23 protein-coding genes are annotated in these 22,677 nt (G+C 34.8%); 16 read left to right on the top strand and 7 right to left on the bottom strand.

Annotated features, from left to right (window positions below; translation table 11 throughout):
• Window positions 1–4: 4 nt before the first annotated feature.
• Window positions 5–721 (bottom strand): peptidylprolyl isomerase, encoded by a 717-nt coding sequence (locus FA048_RS03070; protein ID WP_136838739.1) that lies wholly within the window; start codon window positions 719–721, stop codon window positions 5–7.
• 236 nt (window positions 722–957) lie between these two features.
• On the opposite strand from FA048_RS03070, the gene FA048_RS03065 reads away from it, so the two are divergent.
• The 9 genes from FA048_RS03065 (at window position 958) to FA048_RS03025 (ending at window position 7,019) form a co-directional block, all read left to right on the top strand.
• Window positions 958–1,359: an HYC_CC_PP family protein gene (locus FA048_RS03065; RefSeq protein ID WP_136838738.1), complete on the top strand. Its 402-nt coding sequence runs from the start codon at window positions 958–960 to the stop codon at window positions 1,357–1,359.
• Between the two features lie 95 nt (window positions 1,360–1,454).
• Window positions 1,455–1,991, top strand: a complete 537-nt coding sequence (locus FA048_RS03060) for a heavy-metal-associated domain-containing protein (protein ID WP_136838737.1) — start codon at window positions 1,455–1,457, stop codon at window positions 1,989–1,991.
• 2 nt (window positions 1,992–1,993) lie between these two features.
• Window positions 1,994–2,833, top strand: a complete 840-nt coding sequence (locus tag FA048_RS03055; protein ID WP_136838736.1) for a hypothetical protein — start codon at window positions 1,994–1,996, stop codon at window positions 2,831–2,833.
• Window positions 2,834–2,838: 5 nt separating this feature from the next.
• Window positions 2,839–3,345 (top strand): DUF3347 domain-containing protein, encoded by a 507-nt coding sequence (locus FA048_RS03050; protein WP_136838735.1) that lies wholly within the window; start codon window positions 2,839–2,841, stop codon window positions 3,343–3,345.
• 41 nt (window positions 3,346–3,386) lie between these two features.
• Window positions 3,387–3,905: a helix-turn-helix domain-containing protein gene (locus FA048_RS03045; RefSeq protein WP_225872464.1), complete on the top strand. Its 519-nt coding sequence runs from the start codon at window positions 3,387–3,389 to the stop codon at window positions 3,903–3,905.
• An 82-nt stretch (window positions 3,906–3,987) separates the two neighbouring features.
• The gene (locus tag FA048_RS03040) at window positions 3,988–4,581 is read left to right on the top strand and encodes a YceI family protein (RefSeq protein ID WP_136838733.1); all 594 of its coding nucleotides are present in this window, start codon (window positions 3,988–3,990) and stop codon (window positions 4,579–4,581) included.
• Window positions 4,582–4,658: 77 nt separating this feature from the next.
• Entirely contained in the window at window positions 4,659–5,483 is an 825-nt protein-coding gene (gene ygiD / locus FA048_RS03035) for a 4,5-DOPA-extradiol-dioxygenase (protein WP_136838732.1), read from the top strand.
• A gap of 191 nt (window positions 5,484–5,674) precedes the next feature.
• Window positions 5,675–6,394, top strand: coding sequence for a heavy-metal-associated domain-containing protein (locus FA048_RS03030; RefSeq protein ID WP_136838731.1), 720 nt, complete (start codon window positions 5,675–5,677; stop codon window positions 6,392–6,394).
• 1 nt (window position 6,395) lies between these two features.
• Complete coding sequence (locus tag FA048_RS03025; RefSeq protein WP_136838730.1) at window positions 6,396–7,019, top strand: DUF305 domain-containing protein; 624 nt, start codon at window positions 6,396–6,398, stop codon at window positions 7,017–7,019.
• A 2-nt stretch (window positions 7,020–7,021) separates the two neighbouring features.
• Here FA048_RS03025 and FA048_RS03020 read toward each other — a convergent pair whose 3' ends face one another.
• From FA048_RS03020 to FA048_RS03010, 3 genes are read right to left on the bottom strand one after another with little or no spacing between them, the layout of a single operon-like run.
• Window positions 7,022–7,489 carry a DUF6265 family protein gene (locus FA048_RS03020; RefSeq protein WP_136838729.1) on the bottom strand — a complete coding sequence of 156 codons (468 nt, stop codon included), beginning with the start codon at window positions 7,487–7,489 and terminating at the stop codon, window positions 7,022–7,024.
• The gene (locus FA048_RS03015) at window positions 7,486–8,046 is read right to left on the bottom strand and encodes a YfiT family bacillithiol transferase (protein WP_225872463.1); all 561 of its coding nucleotides are present in this window, start codon (window positions 8,044–8,046) and stop codon (window positions 7,486–7,488) included. The genes FA048_RS03020 and FA048_RS03015 overlap by 4 nt, the downstream gene beginning before the upstream one ends.
• Window positions 8,013–9,413: an aldehyde dehydrogenase family protein gene (locus FA048_RS03010; RefSeq protein ID WP_136838727.1), complete on the bottom strand. Its 1,401-nt coding sequence runs from the start codon at window positions 9,411–9,413 to the stop codon at window positions 8,013–8,015. The genes FA048_RS03015 and FA048_RS03010 overlap by 34 nt, the downstream gene beginning before the upstream one ends.
• Window positions 9,414–9,528: 115 nt before the next feature.
• Between FA048_RS03010 and FA048_RS03005 the strand changes: the two genes are divergently transcribed.
• The 7 genes from FA048_RS03005 (at window position 9,529) to FA048_RS02975 (ending at window position 18,566) form a co-directional block, all read left to right on the top strand.
• Entirely contained in the window at window positions 9,529–10,731 is a 1,203-nt protein-coding gene (locus FA048_RS03005) for a hypothetical protein (protein WP_136838726.1), read from the top strand.
• A 173-nt stretch (window positions 10,732–10,904) separates the two neighbouring features.
• Window positions 10,905–12,548: a M14 family metallopeptidase gene (locus tag FA048_RS03000; protein WP_169306803.1), complete on the top strand. Its 1,644-nt coding sequence runs from the start codon at window positions 10,905–10,907 to the stop codon at window positions 12,546–12,548.
• A 12-nt stretch (window positions 12,549–12,560) separates the two neighbouring features.
• Window positions 12,561–14,291: a M14 family zinc carboxypeptidase gene (locus tag FA048_RS02995; protein WP_136838724.1), complete on the top strand. Its 1,731-nt coding sequence runs from the start codon at window positions 12,561–12,563 to the stop codon at window positions 14,289–14,291.
• 53 nt (window positions 14,292–14,344) lie between these two features.
• Window positions 14,345–16,717, top strand: a complete 2,373-nt coding sequence (locus FA048_RS02990) for a S9 family peptidase (protein ID WP_136838723.1) — start codon at window positions 14,345–14,347, stop codon at window positions 16,715–16,717.
• A gap of 643 nt (window positions 16,718–17,360) precedes the next feature.
• Window positions 17,361–17,993, top strand: coding sequence for a peroxiredoxin (locus tag FA048_RS02985; protein ID WP_136838722.1), 633 nt, complete (start codon window positions 17,361–17,363; stop codon window positions 17,991–17,993).
• A gap of 13 nt (window positions 17,994–18,006) precedes the next feature.
• Entirely contained in the window at window positions 18,007–18,315 is a 309-nt protein-coding gene (locus FA048_RS02980; RefSeq protein ID WP_136838721.1) for a thioredoxin family protein, read from the top strand.
• A 2-nt stretch (window positions 18,316–18,317) separates the two neighbouring features.
• Complete coding sequence (locus FA048_RS02975; RefSeq protein WP_136838720.1) at window positions 18,318–18,566, top strand: DUF6952 family protein; 249 nt, start codon at window positions 18,318–18,320, stop codon at window positions 18,564–18,566.
• Window positions 18,567–18,781: 215 nt separating this feature from the next.
• Here the strand turns inward: FA048_RS02975 and FA048_RS02970 are convergent, their stop codons facing one another.
• The 3 genes from FA048_RS02970 to FA048_RS02960 form a co-directional block, all read right to left on the bottom strand.
• Window positions 18,782–19,231 (bottom strand): GNAT family N-acetyltransferase, encoded by a 450-nt coding sequence (locus FA048_RS02970; protein ID WP_136838719.1) that lies wholly within the window; start codon window positions 19,229–19,231, stop codon window positions 18,782–18,784.
• A 6-nt stretch (window positions 19,232–19,237) separates the two neighbouring features.
• Window positions 19,238–19,543 (bottom strand): hypothetical protein, encoded by a 306-nt coding sequence (locus tag FA048_RS02965; protein WP_136838718.1) that lies wholly within the window; start codon window positions 19,541–19,543, stop codon window positions 19,238–19,240.
• 119 nt (window positions 19,544–19,662) lie between these two features.
• Window positions 19,663–22,248, bottom strand: a complete 2,586-nt coding sequence (locus tag FA048_RS02960) for a phosphoenolpyruvate carboxylase (protein ID WP_136838717.1) — start codon at window positions 22,246–22,248, stop codon at window positions 19,663–19,665.
• Between the last annotated feature and the right edge of the window lie 429 nt (window positions 22,249–22,677).

Below are 22,677 nucleotides of genomic sequence, written 5' to 3'. Positions count from 1 at the left end.
TAATTTATGCGTTTGGTTTAACGACGTTTTTGGCTAGTTCTTTTTCTAATTTTTTTGCTTCGCGTTTTTTCAAGATAGTTACCGTCATTTTGATATCTTCTTTTGGTCTGTCACCTTTTCCCGTTGGCTCGGCTGCAATACTGTCAATCATTTCTAAACCTTTAACAACTTCTCCATAGACAGTATAATTTCTGTCCAAATGCGGAGTGCCTCCAATAGTTTTATACACTTGTCTTTGCCATTCTGGGATTTTAAATTTCATCCTTTTAGTTTCAAGGGCATTTAGAGTAGAATCTGTCCAAACTTTTCCTTGTACAATATAAAATTGACAACTGCTAGATCCTTTTGTTGGATTAATATCATCACCCTCTCTTGCGGCCGCTAGAACTCCTTTTTTGTGAAATAAACTATCTCTAAATTCTGCAGGAACAATGTATTCTGGTCCACCATCTCCAAGGGTAGACTCTGGGGTTGCATTTTTTGACGTGGGGTCTCCACCTTGAATCATAAATGCTTTGATCACCCTATGAAATAAGGTGCCGTTGTAAAAACCTTCTTTTGCTAGTTTTAAAAAATTATCACGATGTAAAGGTGTTTCATTATATAATTTAATGATCACCTCGCCTTTTGGAGTAGCAATTTTTACGTATTGATGTTTAGGCTTTGCAGCAAATGTTGCAATAAAACAAAGGCTAAAAAAGAGAGTTAAAACTTTTTTCATGTTTAAAATATGATTTAAGCTAAGGTATTCAAAAAAAGCAACACATGAATACGATTTAACCCAAAAAAGATGTCATCCTGAGCGTAGTCGAAGGAATCTTTTTTGGGTTAAAATGAGTTAAATTCACCCTCAAACTATGCTTAGAATGAAATTACTTCTAGACGGTAAATCATTTTACCAATTTTTAACAGTTCATAAAATAGGTATGTGAAAATTTATATATAGCTTTGTGAATAATGAAGTTAAAGCAAAAATTAGCAATAAGTCTTTGCGCCCTTTACGTGGTAAGCGTAATTGGTATTGCTCTGAGCATGCATTTTTGTAGCGGTAAATTAGCTTCAGTTTCACTTTATGCTAATAAAACTTCTTGTAAATACTGCAAAACAGAACCCGTTGATAAGAAAGATGACGGCTGTTGTAAAAATACAAAGGTTGATGTAAAAGTAAAAGATAGCCATCAAGTTGAGGCTCCAGTTAAACTTCCAAAATTTTCTAGTTTAGAGAGTTACCTGCCTTATAAAGTAGTAGACTTTTTAAAACCATTCTTTGTAAAATACCTAAGTAGGTTAGAAAACAAAGCTCCTCCACGAACAACGGGGATATCATTACAAATACTGCACTGCGTTTTCAGAAATTAGGATAATTCATTTTTTTAAGTTGTTAGGTAATGCCTTTAGCTTAATTCATAATTCCCATTTGGGAAGATTTTATTATTCATTTAAAAATTTCAAAGATGAAAACGACTAAAATAATTTTAAGTTTTTTGATGCTTTTTGTAATTAACAAAGCATCTGCCCAACAAATATCAACTATAGAAATGCAAGTGACAGGCCTAACTTGTTCTATGTGTTCTCAAGCTACTGAAAAATCATTACGCACTTTAGATTATGTAAGTAATGTAACACCAGATTTAAACAAAAACCTTTTTATTATTACTTTCAAAAAAGACAAAGCAGTAAATTTTGATCAATTGAATAAAAAAGTAAAAGATGCAGGTTTTTCAGTTGGTAAATTAGAGGCAACAATCAACTTTAACCAGGCAAAAATAGATGATAACGGGCAGGCAATTGTTGGTACGAATGTATATCGTTTTGCAAATGCCAAAAGCAGAGTTTTAAACGGCCCTGTTAAAGTAAATGTGATTGATAAGAATTTTATTTCTAATAGTGCTTTTAAGCAAAAAGCAGCAACAGTTAAATTTGATTCTTACGCATCTGGAACAGGAGTAGTGAATGGGAAAAAAACCAGGATTTATCATTTAAGCATTTAAAAATGATAAAGAAAATAATAGTATTTGCACTAATCTTAATTGGTGCAAATCAACTTGTTTCTGCTCAAGAACTCTATGTTTTTACCGAACCTGCAAGTAATATGCCCGCCAAATCTATTGGGGCTAGGCTTACAAACGAGGGAATGTTTAAACCTAATTTTACTAACAGAACCTTGGCCGAAGTAATGGTTGGGGTGAACAAAAACTTTATGTTCCATTTGCAAGGTTTCATGTCTGATATGGACGGAAAATATCGCGTAGAAGGAGGAAGCATTTATGCAAAATATAGATTTTTATCCCTAGACGAAGCGCAAAGCCATTTGCGGGCTGCCGCCTATGGTCGAATTAGTACGAGTAAAAGAGATTTATATTCAGAAGATATTAATTTAGAAGGGGATAATGCTGGCTGGCAGGGAGGAATAGTCGTTACACAGCTAATTCATAAGCTTGCCCTATCGGCTACGGTAGGTTATAGCAATGCATTTGATAAAGATAGGCCTGTTTTATTTTACGGTGTTACTGGTATGCTAAATAATGCGATGGTAGAACCAAATGAAATGCTTAATTACAGCCTATCATCAGGATATTTATTGTTGCCATTTGTGTATAAGAATTATAATCAGCCTAACTTCAATCTGTACGTTGAGTTGTTAGGTAAAACAAATCCGGCAAATGGAAATTCATACTTAGATATAGCTCCAGCAGTTCAATTAATTTTAAACAGTAAAACAAGAATTGATCTGGGTTATCGTTTTCAGGCAACTGGAAACATTCAAAATAGGTATTTAAAGAACATGTACTTGGCAAGGGTAGAGTTTAATTTTTTTAACGCGTTAAAATAAAAAACATGAAAAAGACACTATTAATACTTGCAGTTATTTTTACTGCAGTTACCACAATTACAAAAGCACAAAGTGAGGCAGTTAAAAAAGAGTTTAACAAAACCTTAATGGCTTATTTTGACACCAAAAATGCTTTGGCAAAGGATAACGTAAACTTAGCGGCCATTGGCGCTAAAGACTTAGCAACTGCTTTGACAGGCTTTCCAGTTAAATCTTTATCAGCTGCACAACAAATAACTTGGAAAACTCAAGCAACAGAAATAAAAAAAGCGGCAGATGCAATTGTGCTACAAAAAGATTTGAAAGAACAGCGTAAAAGCTTTTGGCCACTTTCATCAGCCATATTAAAGTTGGCTAGAGAACTTAAATTAAACAATAAAGACGTTTATGTGCAGTATTGCCCGATGGTTAAAAAAAGCTGGCTAAATGAGGTGGAAAATGTACAAAATCCATTTTATGGTAGCATGATGTATGATTGTGGCGAAGTGACGGAGACTATCACAAAAAAATAATGAAATTGTATATCAAAAATATGGTGTGCAACCGTTGCAAAATGGTGGTTAAAACCGAGCTCGAAAAGCTTGGCTTTAACCCTATTTCTGTACAATTAGGCGAGGTTGAATTGCTGCAAGAAGAAATCAGTACAGCAAAAGCCCAAGAAATGCAAAATGTGCTAAGCCACTTTGGTTTTGAGCTTTTAACAGATAAAAAGAAACAGCTAGTTGAACAAATAAAAACAGCGATTATTGAATTGGTGCATTATTCAACATCGGTTTTAAAAATTAATCTCTCAGCTTATTTAAGTCAGAAATTAAACCTAGAATATGCAAATTTAAGCGCTATTTTTTCTGAAACAGAGCAAAGTACTATTGAAAAATACTTCATTCACCAAAAGATAGAAAAGGTAAAAGAGCTAATGGCTTACGGCGAAAAATCACTAAGTGAGATCGCTTATCTTTTGAACTATAGCAGTGTAGCACATTTATCTACTCAGTTTAAAAAAATAAGTGGGCAAACGCCATCTGAATATAAAACCCAAAACGCTGCACGAAAAACCTTAGACGAGATCTAATCGCTATTTCATTTCTTATCATACATCAACAAAGTGAAGGCACTACTTGTTGTAGCTTTGTATTACCCTAAAAGATATGATTATGAAAAAGTTATTTTTATTTATTCTGGTAAGTAGCATCAGCATTGCTTCTTTTGCCCAAACTAAGTGGACAGTTGATCCAATGCATTCATTTGTGAATTTCTCTGTTAAACACATGGGAATTTCCTTTGTAGATGGTTCCTTTAAAAAATTTGATGGAACAATTACGACAACCAAAACAGATTTAACAGGTGCTAAAATTAATTTTACTGTAGATGTGGTAAGTATTAATACAGGTGTAGAAATGCGAGATAATCATTTAAAAACAGATGATTTTTTTAATGCAGAAAAATATCCAACCATGACTTTTGTAAGCACATCATTTAATAAAAGAGTAATGAAATCTGCTAAGCAGGAAACTAATATATATGTGCTAAAAGGAAAGTTAACCATTAGAGATGTAACTAAAGATGTTTCATTTTTAGTTACTTATGGTGGTACTGCAAAGGATCAACAAGGAAATACAAAAGCAGGATTTATGGCAACTACAACAATTAACCGGTTAGATTATAATATCAAATATGATCCAACTGGTGCAGGTATTGCTAAAAACATTAACATCACCTTAAATCTGGAGTTCGCTCAAGCGAAGTAAAATTTATTTGTCACATCGAGCTTGTTGAAGGGTATTTAAACCATCTCGACAAGCTCTATGTGGTATAATTAGAATCCATGGCAACACTAAATCAATTCAAAAATTTCACATCAGGTTTAGCTCAAACAGCGTTAATGCCAGTTCTATTTATGGGACATGGCTCGCCTATGAATGGAATTGAAGTTAATGAATTTAGTTCAAAATGGGCAGATATAGCTCGGAAAATGCCAACTCCACAAGCTGTATTGGTAATTTCAGCACATTGGTTTACAAAGGGAACTAAAATTACGGCGATGGATCTCCCTCCAACAATTCATGATTTTGGAGGATTTCCACAAGCACTTTTCGATGTGCAATATCCTGCATCTGGCAATCCTATTTTAGCACAGGAAACAGCAGATTTAGTAAAGTCCACAGCTATCATTTTAGATCACGATTGGGGTTTAGACCATGGCGCTTGGTCTGTAATTAAACACATGTACCCAGAAGCGAATATTCCAGTCTTACAACTGAGTATTGATTACACAAAAGATGCCCGATATCATTATGATTTAGCCAAAGAATTAGCTCTTTTGCGCAAAAAAGGGGTATTAATCTTGAGTAGTGGTAACATGGTGCACAATTTAAGAATGATGAGTTGGGAAATGATTAATGGTGGTGGCTACGACTGGGCAATTGAGGCCAACGAAAAATTCAAAACAGCTATACTAAACAAGGACCACCAACCTTTAATCAACTACCAAACCATGGGCAGCGAAATAATGATGGGCATACCAACACCTGAGCATTATTTGCCATTGATGTATACAATTGGGTTACAAAATGAAAATGAGAGCGCCACTTTGTTTAATGATAAAGCAGTGGCTGGTTCATTAACCATGACATCCGTACAGGTTGGTTAGCGTTGTCTCGTCATTTCCGTGAAAACGGGAATCATAAAGCGTTCTATTCCTCATTGTCTTTCTACTTGCATTACGATTACTAGTCAAGCTGGTAATGACGATACGCCCTTAAAATTATATAAACCTTTCTGGTTATTATATAACATTAGCACAGCTCGCTTGTTATAATTTTGCCTATCAATTTTATAACAATGACACACACCTATCAAGTAACAGGTATGACCTGTTCTGGATGCGAAAATAAAGTTAAAAGCAGTTTGCTCATGCTTCCAGACATTACTTCAGTTGAAGTATCAAAAGATACCAATTCGGCCACTATAAACATTGATAAGCATGTTAGTTTAAATGCTTTGCAAGATGCTTTAGGAGGGCCAGCATCTAAATACCAAATTCTGGCAACTACACATAATGAAGCGTTTGAGGAAACCAAATCATTTTTTGAAACCTATAAGCCCGTGCTTTTACTTTTTGCTTATGTTGGTATAGTTTCCGCTCTAGCCAGTTGGCAAAATAGCACAATCAATTGGATGTTATTTATGCGGTTTTTTATGGCTGGATTTTTCCTCTCTTTTTCATTTTTTAAACTAATTAACCTAAACGGTTTTGCAGAAAGCTATTCGATGTATGATATTGTAGCAAAGAAATTTAAACCATGGGGCTATATATATGCATTTATAGAATTGGGTCTAGGAATTGCTTTTGTGCTTAATTTTAACCCAATGATTACCAATTGGATAACCTTAATTGTAATGACGATTAGCATTATAGGGGTTTTACAAAGTGTATTAAATAAAAAGAAAATACAATGTGCTTGTTTAGGTGCGGTTTTTAATTTACCAATGAGTACTTTAACTATAATTGAAGATTTATTAATGATTGCCATGAGTGCAACCATGCTAATTTTAATGTAAGATGAAAAATACAATAACTACAATAGCCGCTATTGCGGTATTGTTTACTGCTTGCAACCAAGCCGAACAAAAACATGATGAAAAAGATCACTCTGCTATGCAACATCAAAAGAAAAGCAATGAAAATGTAATGATGAAAGCGATGGATGAAAGTATGATTGCGATGCATAAAGCGAAACAAACGGGAAATGCAGATTATGATTTTGCATCAATGATGATACCACACCATGAAGGGGCAGTTGTAATGGCTGAAGCGGTTATCAAAAATGGAAAATCTTCGGCATTAATTAGTTTTGCAAAAGAAGTAGTGCTTGCACAGAGAAAAGAAATACAAATATTGAATGACTTTCTTAAAACGGCTAATCAGGAACCAACCAAAGGTGCAGCGGCATTTAAAAAAGCATTAGATGCATCTATGGTGCCAATGATGGATGGAATGGGAAAAGTAAAAATAACTGGAGATATTGATAAAGATTTTGTCGCTTTAATGATTCCGCATCATCAAAGTGCAGTAGATATGGCTAAAGCATACTTACCTTACTCAAATAATGCCAACATACAATTAATAGCAGAACAAATTCTAAAAGCGCAAGAAAAGGAGATTAAGTGGCTACAAACACAATAGCATTACTTTTTTCTTAGGTAAGGGAATTCAGATTTCATCTTTTTGCCATTCATTTCTCCTTCAATCCAAGCTAATAGCTGATCTTTGCCCTTGTTTTGGTAAATAACTCTTTGCGGAAAATCATGAGCTTTGTTTTCAAAAATGAAGATATTGTTTTCAGTAGAGATGAGTTTGAAATTAGTTGTGCCAGTATTGTTTTTTTCAAGCCCGGTTACACAGTAATGGAAAACATTGCCAATCTTTTTAATGACAACAACTTCTGTTAAAACACTATCGCCGCTTAAAGCATGGCGATAGCTTTTTCCATTTAAGCTATCTTTGCTTTTAATCCAGCTTTCAGAAATTTTCCCTTTTGCTGTTTTCATTTCCCAGCTCCCTGTTAAGAATGAGAATTGGTTTAAATTAACTTTTTGCGCATTGGCGGATAATTGAGTTAATGCAAAGATTAATAAGATTAAATATTTTTTCATGTTAATGTAGATTTTATGTGTGCTAGATGATGTTTGCCATGCCAAGCGTAATTCCCAACTAAATATCCTAAAGTAAATTCCTGCTTGGCTGCTGGATGATAATATTTTCTTTCGAAATCAATAAATTTCACAGTTTTTAAAAGAGAAACCAAGCGCTCATGAATGGCTTTTAGAACGGCTATAGAAAGTTTAATATCTCCAGTTTTTGCATCTGGTAATTCTGCCCATTTTACTTCATCATAAGGTCTAACTTCAGGCCTATCTTCTGTTAAAGTTAAATGAACACGTGTATAAGCATTAATGTGACTGTCTGCCAAATGATGTATCACTTGTCTAACTGTCCAGCCACCTGGGCGATAGTTTACCTCAAGCTGTTCTTCACTTAAATCAGCAGAAATATTAGCTATTTCCTGAGGAAAAACTGATAATTCGTCAATCCATTCCCTTAGTTGAGTTTCAGCTATTATTTTTGGCGGATTATATTCTCCAATTGGGTATCTTAATTTTTCTAAGTCTTGCATATTTACATAATCTTCTTTAACATTTTTAAAACCCAATCTTTACCTTGGTAGGGTGGATAAATCATCTTATTAAAATCTAAACTTCGCTGAAACATAATTGCCCTTTCATGCGAGAAGTTTTTAAACCCAAAAAGACCATGACTACTCCCCATTCCGCTGCCATTTACACCACCAAAAGGTAATTTTGGATTACTGATATGAATTAAAACATCGTTTACACAAGTGCCACCTGCGCTTGTATTTTTGATAAGATATTTGATATTCTTATTGCTTTTGCTAAAAATATAAAGAGCTAAAGGTTTACTTTTTGCATTGATTTGCTCAATTACCTCTTCTAAATTTGTATAAGTAATAATTGGTAATATCGGACCAAAAATCTCTTCCTCCATCACCTTTGTGCCGCAAGGGACTTTACTTAAAATAATTGGATTAATGGTTTGACTTTGCTCATCAAAACTTCCGCCAAAGTCAATTCGGGCACCTTTATCAATTGCTTCGTCTACTAATTCTTTTAACCTCTGGTAATGTTTTTGATTGACAATTTTGCCGTAAGCCCTTGGGTCTATTTTGTTGTCAGATTTAAAATACATTTTAGTGGCTGCGGCCTTGTACAGACTAACAAATTCATCCAATTGTTGCTCATGCACAAAAACATAATCTGGGGCAATACAGGTTTGTCCACTATTCACTAATTTGCCCCAAGCAATTTTTTCTGCTGCCTTTTGTAAATTAACATCTTTATCAATTATTGTTGGTGATTTCCCACCTAATTCCAAAGTAACTGAAGTAAGAGTTTTAGCTGCGGCTTCCATTACAACTTTCCCAATAGCTGTACTGCCTGTAAAAAAGATATGGTCAAAAGGAAGCTTTAATAATGCTGTAGAAATAACAGCATTGCCTTGAAAACAGGCTACTTCTTGTTCTTCAAAAACATCATTAATGATTTTGTGAACCACTTTACTCGTAGCGGGGCTTAATTCAGAGGGTTTAATTATAGCACAATTTCCTGCCGCAATTGCAGAAATTAATGGGCTCATTGTTAATTGAAAAGGATAGTTCCAAGGAGCAATAATTAAGCATACTCCTTTAGGTTCATAATAGATCCTATTTTTTGCAAAGGGGTTGTTAAGTGTTTTTCCAACTCTTTTTGAAGTCATCCACCCACTTAAATTTTGAATGGCATAATCTAATTCACCATAAATAAAGATCAGTTCGGTAACTGCACTTTCAAAATGGCTTTTGCGCAAATCACTTTGTAAAGCTTTATAGATATGATCTTCATGCTTTTCGATTGCCGACTTTAAGTCTTTTAATTTGGCAATTCTCTCTGCCGCATTACTTTTTCTAAGCGTATATTTGTAAGCTTGTTGAGCGTTAAATATTAGATTAATTTTTTGTTCCATAGTATTGAGAACTAATGTGTTTGAGAATTGTTAAATATAGTTAAATGGCAATATAATCAATTAAAAATACATCTAAAGTAAGCATATTGCGTATATAATCGAATAACCCTATAGAATGAAAAAGAATTTGTTTTTTGTATTGGCGCTCCTAACCTTTTTTGGTTCAGTAAAAGCGCAAACATTAAGGCCAGGTGTGTTGGTAGTAGGTAATGGAAATGCAGCTGTTTCGGCGGCATTGCAATCGGCTATTTCGGGTGTAGAAACTATCATATTGTTACAGGCTGGGGGTTTTGATATTTCTCCAATTAATGATGATTTAAATTCTGGTATACAAGCTACGTTTTTAAAGAAGATCCGCGAGGCGAAACAAATTAAAGATAGTACGCAAGCAGTAACTTTCGACAAACCATTGGCGAATGATATATTAACAGCTTGGACATACAGTATAAAAAAACTAACTGTTATTAAAAATATAATGTGGGTTAAGGCCGATGGGTATGTGAACAGTTGGGTTTTTAAATTGAGTGACGGAAGAACAATTAGAGCAAAAGTTTTAGTCAATCCAGCAGATGCGAAATTAAACGAAGCATTAAAAGTAACCACGGCAACAAATAATCAGCCTACTAAATTAGATTATTCGAATACGATTTATAGAACAAGTGTTGCTGCGGGTATGAGCAACAATGAAATCACAGCAAATACTTTTTCACTGTACCAACTTTTTGTTCCTGAGCATGATAATTTCATTTGGATAGCAAACCCACAAAACATGCTAATTGGACAAGCAGCAGGCGCAACGGCTGCTTATGCTGCCTTTTATAACAAAAAGACATCAGAATCAAATCTTAAGAAAATCCAAGGCGAGCTGATCAACTATAAGTTAAATATGATCCCATTTGTAGATATCAAACAAGCAGACTCAAATTGGAAAGCTATTCAGTTTGTGGGGCTAACAGGCGTTTTAAAAGCAGAAATGATTGGAAATAAAGCATTCTTTGTTCCGCAAAAACTAATAACCACTACAGAAGTTAAACAACCGATAAAAGATTTCTTTTACAAGGCCCAAATTTGGTTTGATGATTATAAAAGTGATAAAATGACCATTGGATCAACTATTGATATGGTTTGTTATGTTGGAAATAAGGCATTAGAAAACACTAAAAAGGAACTGGCTAAAAAATGGAAAACGAATTATCAGTTTAACTCAGAATTCGATTTAGAAAGACAAATTAACCGCAAAGAATTTGCCGTTATATTACAAGACTACATGCCACCATTTAATGTAAATGTTGACGAAAAAGGTAAGGTTATTAGGTAGCCTTAAAAAAAATTCTGCTCAATAGGAACATAGGCTTTCTATTTTTGAATTTTTGTATGTGTGCTTGTTCCTATGTGGTTTTAATACCGCTCTGTAACATTTGTAAAATCTTGATAGGCTTTGGATTATGTAACTGCTTTTTTTCTATAAATTGCACTCATAACCTAAACAATATGAAGAAACTATACCTTTTTAACTTTTTCTTCTTGTTTCTGCTGGGCAATGTTCTTGCTCAGAATCAACAAGATTACAGTAATAATTCAACTTTAGCTCAACGTGTTAAAGCTCTCGCAGCTAAATACCCCCAACTAGTTAAAAGTAAATCATTAACACAAACTATTGGTGGAAGAGACATTTTGATGTTAACAATTGGCACCGGTAAAACAGAACAAAAGCCAGCTGTTGTAGTGGTTGGTGGTGTTGAAGGCAAACATCTTTTAGGAGTAGAAATGGCGATTGGTTTTGCAGAAAAATTAATGGCATCTTCTACGGTAGACAGCATAAAAACATTGTTAGACAAGCAAACTTTTTATGTTTTTCCTAACATGAGCCCAGACGCTACTGAACAATATTTTGCAAAGGCAAAAAATGAACGAAGTGGAAATGCGACTAAAACAGATGATGATCGTGATGGTAATATAAATGAAGATGATTCAGATGATTTAGACGGAAATGGAAAAATTACCTGGATGCGCATTGCTGACCCAACAGGAAAATACAAGTTGAATACTGATGATCCTCGTTCATTGTTGATGGCTGATGCCACTAAAGGTGAAATAGGAAAATATATTTTATTACCTGAAGGAATTGACAATGATAAGGATGGAGAGTTTAACGAAGATGGAGATGGCGGTGTAGCATTTAATAAAAATTCAAGCTACAACTTTAAGCCATTCGTTGCTGGCGCTGGAGAATATGCAGTTTCTGAAAAAGAAAATAGAGCGTTGTTCGATTGGCTTTTTGATGCTTTTAATGTTTATGCAGTCGTAACTTTTGGTCCAACAAATAACTTATCTACACCAGTTACTTTTAATGCTCCAGGTGTTGCTAAAAGAATAATTACAAGCTGGTTCGAGGCAGATGCAAAAGCAAATGCATTGGTTTCGGAAAGATATAATAAGATTACCAAAACTAAAGATGCTCCTAAAACACAATCAGAAAGTGGAGATTTTTCTCAATGGGGATATTTCCATTATGGTCGTTTAAGTTTTAGTACACCAGGTTGGTGGGTGCCAAAAGTAGCGCCAGACTCAGCTCGCAAAGAAAAGAAATTTAATAATGAAGATGCTGTTGCAAGTTATTTACGCTGGGCAACTGGTCAAGGCATAACCAATACTTTCACGCCATGGAAAGCAGTTGCTCATCCAGATTTTCCTGGTCAAACAGTTGAGGTTGGTGGTTTAGATCCATTTGTTTTAATTAATCCTCCCTATAAAATGGTTGATGGTATTGTAGCCAAACACACAGATTTTATTATTGGCTTAGCTGGTATGGCTCCGCAGTTAGATTTAATAAATGTTAAAACAGAAAAAGTTGCTGATGGATTAACACGTGTTACATTGAAGGTGATGAATACAGGCGATTTACCGACGTATACTAAAATTGGTGATCGCAGTTATTTTTTGAAAAAGATTGTAGTGAATGTTAAATCAAATGCAAATCAAACTTTTGTAAGTGGGCGTAAAACTCAAACTTTAGAAAGTATCCAAGGAAAAGAGTTTAAAGAATTAACATGGTTAATTAAAGGCACAGGAAAGGTTACCATCGAAGCCGGTAGCCCAACTACAGGAAGTAAATCAATCGAAGTATCACTATAAATCAGAAACACAATGAGAAAAAATATAATTCTTCTGGCTGCAATGATTTTGTGTGCTGGGATTTTAAAGGCTCAAAAACCCGAAAACATATTAGCTGCGGTTGGTACGCCGCCAAACCCAAAAGTTCAAGTAAGTTGGAATAGGTACAATGACTATGCGGCAATTACAGACATCTGTAAAAGACTTGCTGCAGCGCATCCCAACTTGGTTAAGATAGAATCGATGGGTAAATCTTTTCAAGGAAAAGACCTTTGGGTCGTGACCATTACAGATACAAAAGTTGGCAACGCCGATAAAAAACCTGCAATGTATATCGATGGAAATATCCATTCGAATGAAATTCAGGGAAGTGAATTTGCACTATATACAGCTTGGTATTTGGCAGAAATGTATGCATCTGGCAATAAATCGATCATGTCTTTACTGGCGGATAAAACTTTTTATATCGCTCCAACAATTAATCCTGATGCAAGGGATAATTTTATTCACCAGGCAAATACAGCTCACTCACCACGCACAGGCTTGATTCCTATTGATAATGATCGAGACGGTACAACCAACGAAGATGGCTTTGATGATTTAGATGGTGATGGACATATTGTAATGATGCGTCGTAAAAGCGCAACTGGCCGTTTTAAAGTTGATCCTACCGATAATAGAAGAATGATTTTAGTTGGCGCGGAAGAAAAAGGAGAATATGAGCTTTTAGGCTCTGAAGGAAATGACAATGATGGCGATGGTTTTGTAAACGAAGATGGTGAAGGTGCTTATGATCCCAATAGAGATTGGGGATGGAATTGGCAGCCAAATTATATTCAAGGTGGCGCCTATAAGTATCCGTTTTCATTGCCAGAAAACAGGGCAATTGTAGACTTTGTAATGAAACATCCCAACATCGCGGCAGCACAATCTTATCATAATAATGGCGGTATGATTTTAAGAGGGCCAGGTGCGATTGAAGATGTTGACACTTACAATGCTTTAGATATACGAGTGTATGATGCACTAGGTAAAAAGGGCGAAGAGATGTTGCCAGGTTATAAATATCTGGTAGTTTATAAAGATTTATATTCTGTTTTTGGTGGGGAATTGGATTGGTTTTACGGGGGTAGAGGAATTTATACTTTCTCAAATGAGTTGTGGACCGGATATTCAATGTACAACAAAACAGATGGTGAAGACAGTCAAAATCAATTGTATACTTTCGATAAGGATTTGTTAATGAAAGATGCTTTTGTTGATTGGCACGCCTACAAACACCCACTTTATGGCGATATCGAAATTGGTGGTTTTAAGAAAACATACACCCGTTTGCATCCAGGTTTTTTGTTAGAAAGTGATGCCCACCGTAACATGGCTTTTAGTGTTTACCATGCTTACAATACGCCAAAATTATCTGTTGGCGAGATTGAAGTGAAAGATATTGGCGGTGGATTAACACAAGTTACAACAATTGTAAACAATGAAAGAATGATCCCGACACATTCTAGTCAAGATGTGAAAAACAATATCGAAATACCTGATATTATTTCTTTGAGTGGAGGGACAGTAGTTGCAGGAATGATCGTGACCAATCGCGATATGAATTTCACAGTTGAACAAAAGCTAGATCCAACAAATATAAAGGTTCAAAATATTCCAGGTAATTCTTTTGTAACAGTTCGTTGGTTAGTAAAAGGCGGAAGTAAGTTTACCGTTAATGTAAACAGCAAAAAAGGTGGCTTAGCAAGTAAGTCAAATTAACAAGTTTTGTCATCCTGAGCATAGCGAAGGATCTATTAATAAAGACATAATAAATGAAAAAATATCTAGTTTTATTTCTCTTTCTATCGTCAATAGCACAAGCGCAACAGCTTGCTCTCTTAACGGTTCAAAAAATTATGCGAGATCCAAAATGGATGGGTGTAGCGCCAACAAACTACCGTTGGTCTGGTGACAGCAAAACAGTATTCTTTAGCTGGAATCCTGAAAATAAGGAGAAAGACCAAGCTTATAAAGTAAGTGTTTTAAGCAATAAGCCAGAAATTACAGAAGACAATGCAGCAGAGAAAGCATTGGCAGTTAATTACACTTATAACAAGGATAAATCTTTAGGCATGTATGAAAAAGGTGGAGATGTTTATTTGTACAATTTTAAAACGAAAAAAGAAACTCGCTTAACTAACACAGTTGATAGAGAAAATGGAGCTTATTTTTTGTACAATAATGAGATTGTTTATCAACGTGGTGACAACTTGTTTCAAGTGAGTTTGTTAACCAGTGAAACGAAACAACTTACCAATTTTATTAAAGGAAAAAGACCAGCTTTTCCAGATAGAGTTGCACCAACTCTTCAAGACACTTGGTTAAAAACTGATCAAACAGAGCTTTTTGATATCATTAAAAAACGTAATAAAACGGGAGGTAGGCCTCAGGCTTTTGCAGGCGGTCGTCGTTCTGGTACTGCAGATGCAAATCAGAAAACAATTAAACCAATTTATTTAGAAGACAAGGTTTTATCAGGTTTAGTAGTTAGTCCGGATGGAAAATTCATCAGCTATCGCTTAACAAATCCTGTAACTACAAATCACAATACAATTGTTCCTAATTATGTAACAGCATCTGGATATACAGAAGATATTCCAGGCCGTGCAAAAGTTGGAGAATTCTTAAATGTATCAGAAAGCTTCATTCTAGATTCAGAAAAAGACAGCGTCTATACAGTTAAAACGGCGCAAATTCCAGGGATCAAAGATTTACCAGATTACTTAAAAGATTATCCTAAACAATTAGAAGAACGAACTAAGAAGAACGAAGATCGTAAAGTTAATTTAGGTACTCCAGTTTGGAATGAAAACGGTACAGTTGCTATCATCACTGCAGATGCACAAGACAATAAAGATTTGTGGATTTTAAAATTAGATGCCGCGACAGGGAATGTTAGTATTTTAGATCGTCAACGTGATGAAGCATGGATAGGTGGTCCAGGTGTTGGGAGAGGCATAAATTGGATAGACAATAATCGTTTTTATTATCAAAGTGAGGCTACGGGTTATTCTCATCTTTATACCTACAATGTAGCTAGTGCAGAGAAAAAGCAACTAACTTCTGGCAAATGGGAGGTACAACGCGTACAGCTTTCTAAAGACAAAACTACTTTTTACATCAGTGGAAATAAAGAACATCCGGGTATTACGCATTTTTATAAATTGGGTGTAAATGGAGGAGAACTGGTTCAAATAACTGCTATGAAAGGCGGCAATGAAGTTACAATGTCTCCAGATGAAAAGTGGTTGGCTATTAATTATTCTTACATGGATAAGCCATGGGAATTATATGTTCAGGCAAATAAACCTGGCGCAAAGGCCATTCAAATTACAAAGTCTACCAGCGCAGAATTCGATAGTTATAAATGGCGTCAACCAGATTTAGTATCCTTTAAAAATCGTTATGGTGATGATGTGTATGCAAGAGTTTATCCATCAGCAAATCCACACCCCAATAAACCTGCAGTAGTATTTGTTCATGGAGCGGGTTATTTGCAAAATGTACATTACTGGTGGAGTCAATATTTTAGGGAGTATATGTTCAATAATATGTTGGCGGACAATGGTTATACAGTTATCGATATAGATTACACCGCGAGTTCTGGTTATGGCAGAAATCACCGTACAGGAATTTATAGAAACATGGGCGGTAAAGATTTAACGGATCAAGTAGATGGCGTTAAAATGTTGGTAGAGAAATATGGCGTTAATCCTAAAAACGTAGGCCTGTATGGAGGCTCGTACGGCGGTTTCATTACCTTGATGGGCTTGCTTAAAGAGCCAGAGGTTTTTGCTGCTGGAGGAGCTTTAAGATCGGTTACAGACTGGGCTCATTATAACCATGGTTATACTTCAAATATTTTAAACGAGCCATTTAATGATCCAATTGCTTACAAACGCAGTTCGCCAATTTATTATGCAGATAAACTAAAAGGAAACTTGGTGATGTTACACGGTATGGTTGATGTGAATGTTCATTTTCAAGATGTTGTGAGATTAACCCAACGTTTTATTGAGTTGGGTAAAGACAATTGGGAGCTGGCCGTTTATCCAGTAGAAGACCATGGGTTTGTAGAGCCAAGCAGTTGGACTGATGAGTACAAACGTATTTTCAAACTATTCGAAACAACGTTGAAAAAATAAATTTAGGTCAATTCTAAGAAACTTTCTATGTCCCCTTCTGGAGGGGTTGGGGGAGGAAAATAATTACAGAAGCCATAAGACTAATTTTCTTATGGCTTTTTATTTGGGTGTGTCCCAAGTTGCGCCAGGGTCAGGCTATTTGCTGCAATCTTTTTGTTAGCGAAACTTGCGAAGTCCGTAAAAGCTGGCTAGAAGACTTCATAAGCTTAAACAAAAAGGATTTTCGCTACTATCCTTCACGCGAAACACCAACACGTCATTGCGAGGAACGAAGCAATCTCCCGGCATTAGCAAAACCAGCAAGGAGATTGCTTCGCAAAGCTCGCAATGACGAATAATACTTCTGTACCCTAACCATGCTAAACAACATTTAATAGGCAATTTGTCTTATCCCGTGGTCTGTGAGCCACAGACCACTTTTATGGATGTTTTGTATTAGAACCCATATTAAACAGAAGCTGAAATAAATCAAAAGCAGTACCAATCGTTTACAAAGTTTTAAAATAGACAAAAACTAATTCTCACAACTATTATATAGTTTTTATCTATATCACTATCAACATTAAGTATCTACTATAAGTTTAACTCCGTTGTTTTCGAGCTTAGTTTGCCGTATCTTTGCGCCATAAAATTTAAAATAATTATGGCATTTGTAGGTAAAAAATTCCCAAGCGTTAGTATTGATGCAATGTCCGAAATGGGCGATGATTTAAAGATCAATATATTTGAAGAAGCAACAAGCAAGAACAAAAAAGTATTGTTATTCTGGTATCCAAAAGATTTCACTTTTGTTTGTCCAACAGAATTACATGCATTTCAGGCTGCTTTGCCAGATTTTGAAAAAAGAAACACAATTGTAGTTGGTGCTTCATGTGATACTAATGAAGTTCACTTTGCATGGTTAAACACAGCAAAAGATAATGGCGGCATTGAAGGCGTAACTTATCCTTTATTAGCAGATACACACAGACATTTATCTAGCATTTTAGATATTTTAGATCAAGAAGTACAATATGATGAAGAAGGAAATGAATCATTCTCAGGTTCTAACGTTTCTTATCGTGCTACTTATTTAATTGACGAAACAGGTAAAGTTTTCCATGAAAGTGTAAACGATATGCCAGTAGGTAGAAACGTTAAAGAATATTTACGTTTAATTGATGCTTATGCTCACGTTCAAAAACATGGTGAAGTTTGCCCTGCAAATTGGGAAGAAGGAAAAGAAGCAATGAACGCTAATAGAACAGGTGTTGCTGAATATTTAAGCGCTAACTAATTTAAATTACATTATGTTTTTAGAATTAACCGAAGATAACTTGCAACAACATCTTACTGACAACAGTAAAGTGATGGTGCAATATGCTGCTTCATGGTGTGGTAACTGTAGAATAATGAAGCCTAAGTTCAAAAAATTAGCATCAGAAAATGAAGATGTGGCTTTTTTGATTGTTGATGCTGAAAAATATCCCAACTCAAGAAAATTTGCAAATGTTGATAATTTACCAACTTTCGCAGCTTTCGAAGGTGGTGCTTTGGTAGACCAAGTTCAAACGAACAAGGTTGAAGGATTAACAGCGTTATTTACAAAAATTAGATAATCATGAAAATTCCAGTAATCAGACAGTTTTTTCAAACAAATACACCTGAGCAATTAGAAGCAACCTTAGAAGTATTAGAAGCTTTTTGTGAGTTTAGAGGAGTGCATGAAGGTGAAATTGATGTAGCGGGAGAATTGATTACCAATATTTGTGGAGCCTTAGAAGTTCACCAAATGGTAAAAGATGGAGCTGCAGAAAAAGATGCATTAAATGCATTCGGACAAAAAGTGATGGGTTCGATTGATAGGTAATTATCATCCCTATATTTATTGAAGGCCCCGATTTATCGGGGCTTTTTTAGTTAATGGAAACTCGTCATTGCGAAGCACTACACCCCCTAAAGTAGGAGGTTCGCAATGACGAAAATGTTTTATGACATTCGCATTGTGACTATAGTGAGAATACTTTCATCATTGACGATTAAAAATAGCATAGAGATGCTGAAACAAGTTCAGCATGACGATTATTATCTTTCCAACACCATCTCTACATGGGCTATTCCATCTTCCAAAAACTCTTCACCTTCGGCGGTAAAACCAAAGCTTTCGTAAAATTTTTTGAGGTAAAGTTGTGCACCAATTCTAATCTTATTGGTGGTGTAAGTTTCTAAAGTATGGGTAATGCTTTTTTCCAATAAAGTAATTCCGATGCCCAATCCTCTATAAAAGGGAGAGGTTATTACTCTTCCAATACTCGCCTCTTTAAATGAAATACCTTGCGGAACTAACCTTGTATAAGCAACCAGATCTTCATTGTGCCAGGCCATTAAGTGAGTTGATTTTTTGTCTTTCCCATCCACATCAAGATAAACACAATTTTGTTCAACCACAAAAACCTCACTCCTTAATTGCAAAATAGAGTAAAGCTCATTAGTTGTTAGTTCACCAAAAGCTTTATATACCCAGGTCAGTTCCATTAAAGATTACATCAAAGAGAATAATTGCCAAAAGGCAAGCAAAAAACTTAAAATCATCCCGCCAGTTGCCGCAATTTTAAATTTGTTTTGCATTCTAGATTGTAAATATAAAACACCAGCAGTTACCAAAATCAAAATTATCACAAAAGTATGTAATACCGTATTTTGTAAAAATGAAGGGAAGGCAGTAGCGTATTCAGCTTTCATAGCATCAAAACTAATGTCTTTGGCTGTAATTGTAAACCAATAAATAAAGCTTGATATGCCAGTTGCCAATAATAAGGTAGCTATTATAAATTTCAAATTTTTCATAATTCAGTTTTTATTAAAGCTATGACTTTGCTATTAGAAGCTTGTTACAGTTTATAATACCGTACCCTAGTTCGTCATACCCAATCAAGTTGGGAATGACGTAAAGTGAAAGAATGAAGCTAAGCCAAATTCCTTCCGGCATTTACGATACCATAAACTGTACGAATGGCCAATTTTTCATAAGCTTGGCGTTTTTCATCTGTTAACTCATGTTGCAGTTTCTCTAAAGCATAATGCTGTACTAAAACCAAAGGTAAAATGATTTTTTCGCGAACAGCAATAGACCTTTTTTCTACTGGATAATTTTCCATTAAGCTTTGATGTCCTGCTAATTTCAATAACATGGTTTTAGAAAGCTCAAATTCTTCATGTAACATTTTCCAAAACGCGCCGAATTTTTTGTCATTTGCTAAGTATTCAGTGATAGAAAAATCAGATTTGCTCATAGACATCATACAGTTGTCTATAATTGTTTTAAAATAACCAGATTGCTGATAAGTCTTTTTAACCTGTTCCCAGTTTCCAGCTTTTTCTTGATTTTTTAGAGCTGTTCCGATACCATAAAATCCAGGAATATTTTGTTTCAATTGGCTCCATGATGTAACGAAACTAATTGCCCTTAAATCTTCAAGTTTTAAGGCCTCTCCAGAGTTTCTTTTTACTGGGCGACTACTTATAGTGATTTTAGACAACAAGCTTAAAGGAGACAATGTTTCTAGATACGATAAGAACAATGAATGTTTCCTTAATGCCAAAAAGGATTCGTAACTATCATTGGCCATAATTTCTAAAGTATCGTAATTTGCTTTATCTAATAAAACATTGTGTTTTTCTTTAACACCAGCAGAGATCCCTGCATTTATCAATTGTTCTATATTAAAGGCGGCGCTATCAATTGAACCATATTGAGAGCTGATGGTTTGTCCTTGAATGGTCAATTGAATGTTTTTGTTGGCAATTTCTTTACCCATTGAAGCATAAAAACGATGGGTTTTACCTCCACCACGAGAGGGAGGTCCACCACGGCCATCAAAAAATGCCAGTTTGATGTTGTGCTTTTCTGCCACTTCTGTTAAGCCAACTTTAGCTTTAAAGATAGACCAGTTGGCCATTAAATAACCACCATCTTTTGTACTATCAGAAAAACCTAACATGATATCTTGTTTTCCACCTCGGCTAGCTAAGTGTTTTTTATAGAATGGATGTGTATATAATGTTTCCATAATTTCAGCTGCACCAGACAAATCATGTACGGTTTCAAAAAGAGGTACAAAATCGATAGTCAATTCTTCAGCTTCCCAGCCATTCCATAGAAACAATTCTATCAACTGTAAAATATCACTTGCTTGCTGGCAATTGCTAATAATAAAGCGATGACATGCCATTTCTCCATTACTTTGTTGCATTTCTTTAATTTGCGTAATGGTTTGTAAGGTATCTTCAGTTAAGCTATTCTGCTCATCGGCAAAAATTATTTTTGCATTTCTAAATGATAAGGCCTTTATTTTTTCGTTTTCATCTAATTCAGCATAGTTTTCTGGAAACAGTGCATTAATAGGTTTTTGTTGACGACAATAGGTATGTACATCACGTAAAATTCTACTATCCTGTCTAATATCTAATGAGGCAAAATGGCTGCGGTATAATTCAACTTTTCTGGTTAAATTACTTACCAAATCAACAAATAAGCCATCATGTTCTTTAACTAAAGTGTTTTGTATTTTATTTAGATTTTCAATAATGAAGTCAGAAATATCTTCAGGTTCTAAATTGCTATCAAATGCATTTTTATATAATACATCTTGTAAAAGACCCATTGCATCCTCAACACCCCTAAAAGTAATTCGGCGTTTAATGTTTCTAAAATCACGGTAATAACACCTAAATAAGATTTGACGAAGCATTTTAGAAACCTGCAAAGTAGTTTCTGCATGTACATTCGGATTGCCATCCCTATCGCCACCTGGCCAAAAACCAAGCTCTATAATTTTTTTAGGATCAATATGATATTCACTTAATAACTGATTTAAACCCGATTGAATATTTGCGGCAGCAAAGTAAAACACATTTTCTAAATACCATGCCAAGCTTAATGCTTCATCAACAGGTGTTGGAGATTTTTTATTAAAGAAAGGTGTTTTACCTAATTGTTGTAACAATTGGTTAATGGTCGTAATATCATTTATTTTAATAGCAGTTGTTAAATCATTAATAATGGCCAAAACACTGCCAGGGTAAAACTGTGTAGGATGAGCTGTTAAAACCAATCGCAAAGAAAAATCTTCAATCAATTGATCTACCTTCTCATGTAAAGTTTTATTATCATTAGCTTTTAAGAATAATGCTCTTAAAGAACTCTGCTCATCTGTAATGTTCAATTTCGTGAACGAGGCGTCTTCAACTGCATCAAAAAGTACAACTTGTCTTTCTATGTATTGGATAAACCTAAAAAGTAAATCGATAATTTCTTGCGAATCGGTATTTGGCGTATATTTTTCAAAAAAATCTTCAATCAGCTTTGCTGGAGTTTCATGGTTTTTAACTCCTTCTTCGCAACTTTTAATAAACAAGGGTAGTAAAGTTCCCGTATCTTTTACCTTATAAAACGGCAAAGTAAGGAACAAACTATTGTATAATTCGAAACGAGAAATTACCTCGTTATTAAAAACTGATTCTCGTTGACTAGTAGGTTGAAGTGATTGCATGCCCAAAAGGTAAGAAAATTGTACCTAAACAACAAAAATATTACAAAATCAATTAAAAAATCGATCTAATTATAAAATATTTTGAATTCCTAATTTTGATGATTTGATTTTTTAAGTATAGGTTAAAAAATCAAATGTATTAATTTTGAACTTTTATAAATTATTCATACCTTGTATAATATTAAAGGTTAAACAAATCTTTTAAAAGTATCCACAAAGTTAAGTGTAAGAATAACTTTGTAACTAATTGTTAATTTTTTGGGAAAAACAGTCCCGGCGTTTTCGTCGGGACTGTTTTATTTAACCCCCAACCCTCCTGAATGATTGGGACAGATCCTGAAGGAGTTAGTCCGCAAGTCTATTCAGCTTTGCGTCATTCCCACAAAAGGGGGAATCTTAAAGCTATTTTCCTTTCTATCGCATTACAAT

This window comes from Pedobacter polaris (assembly GCF_005116505.1).
Taxonomy (GTDB): Bacteria; Bacteroidota; Bacteroidia; order Sphingobacteriales; family Sphingobacteriaceae; genus Pedobacter; species Pedobacter polaris.
This window is presented reverse-complemented; position numbering and strand designations above follow the sequence as displayed.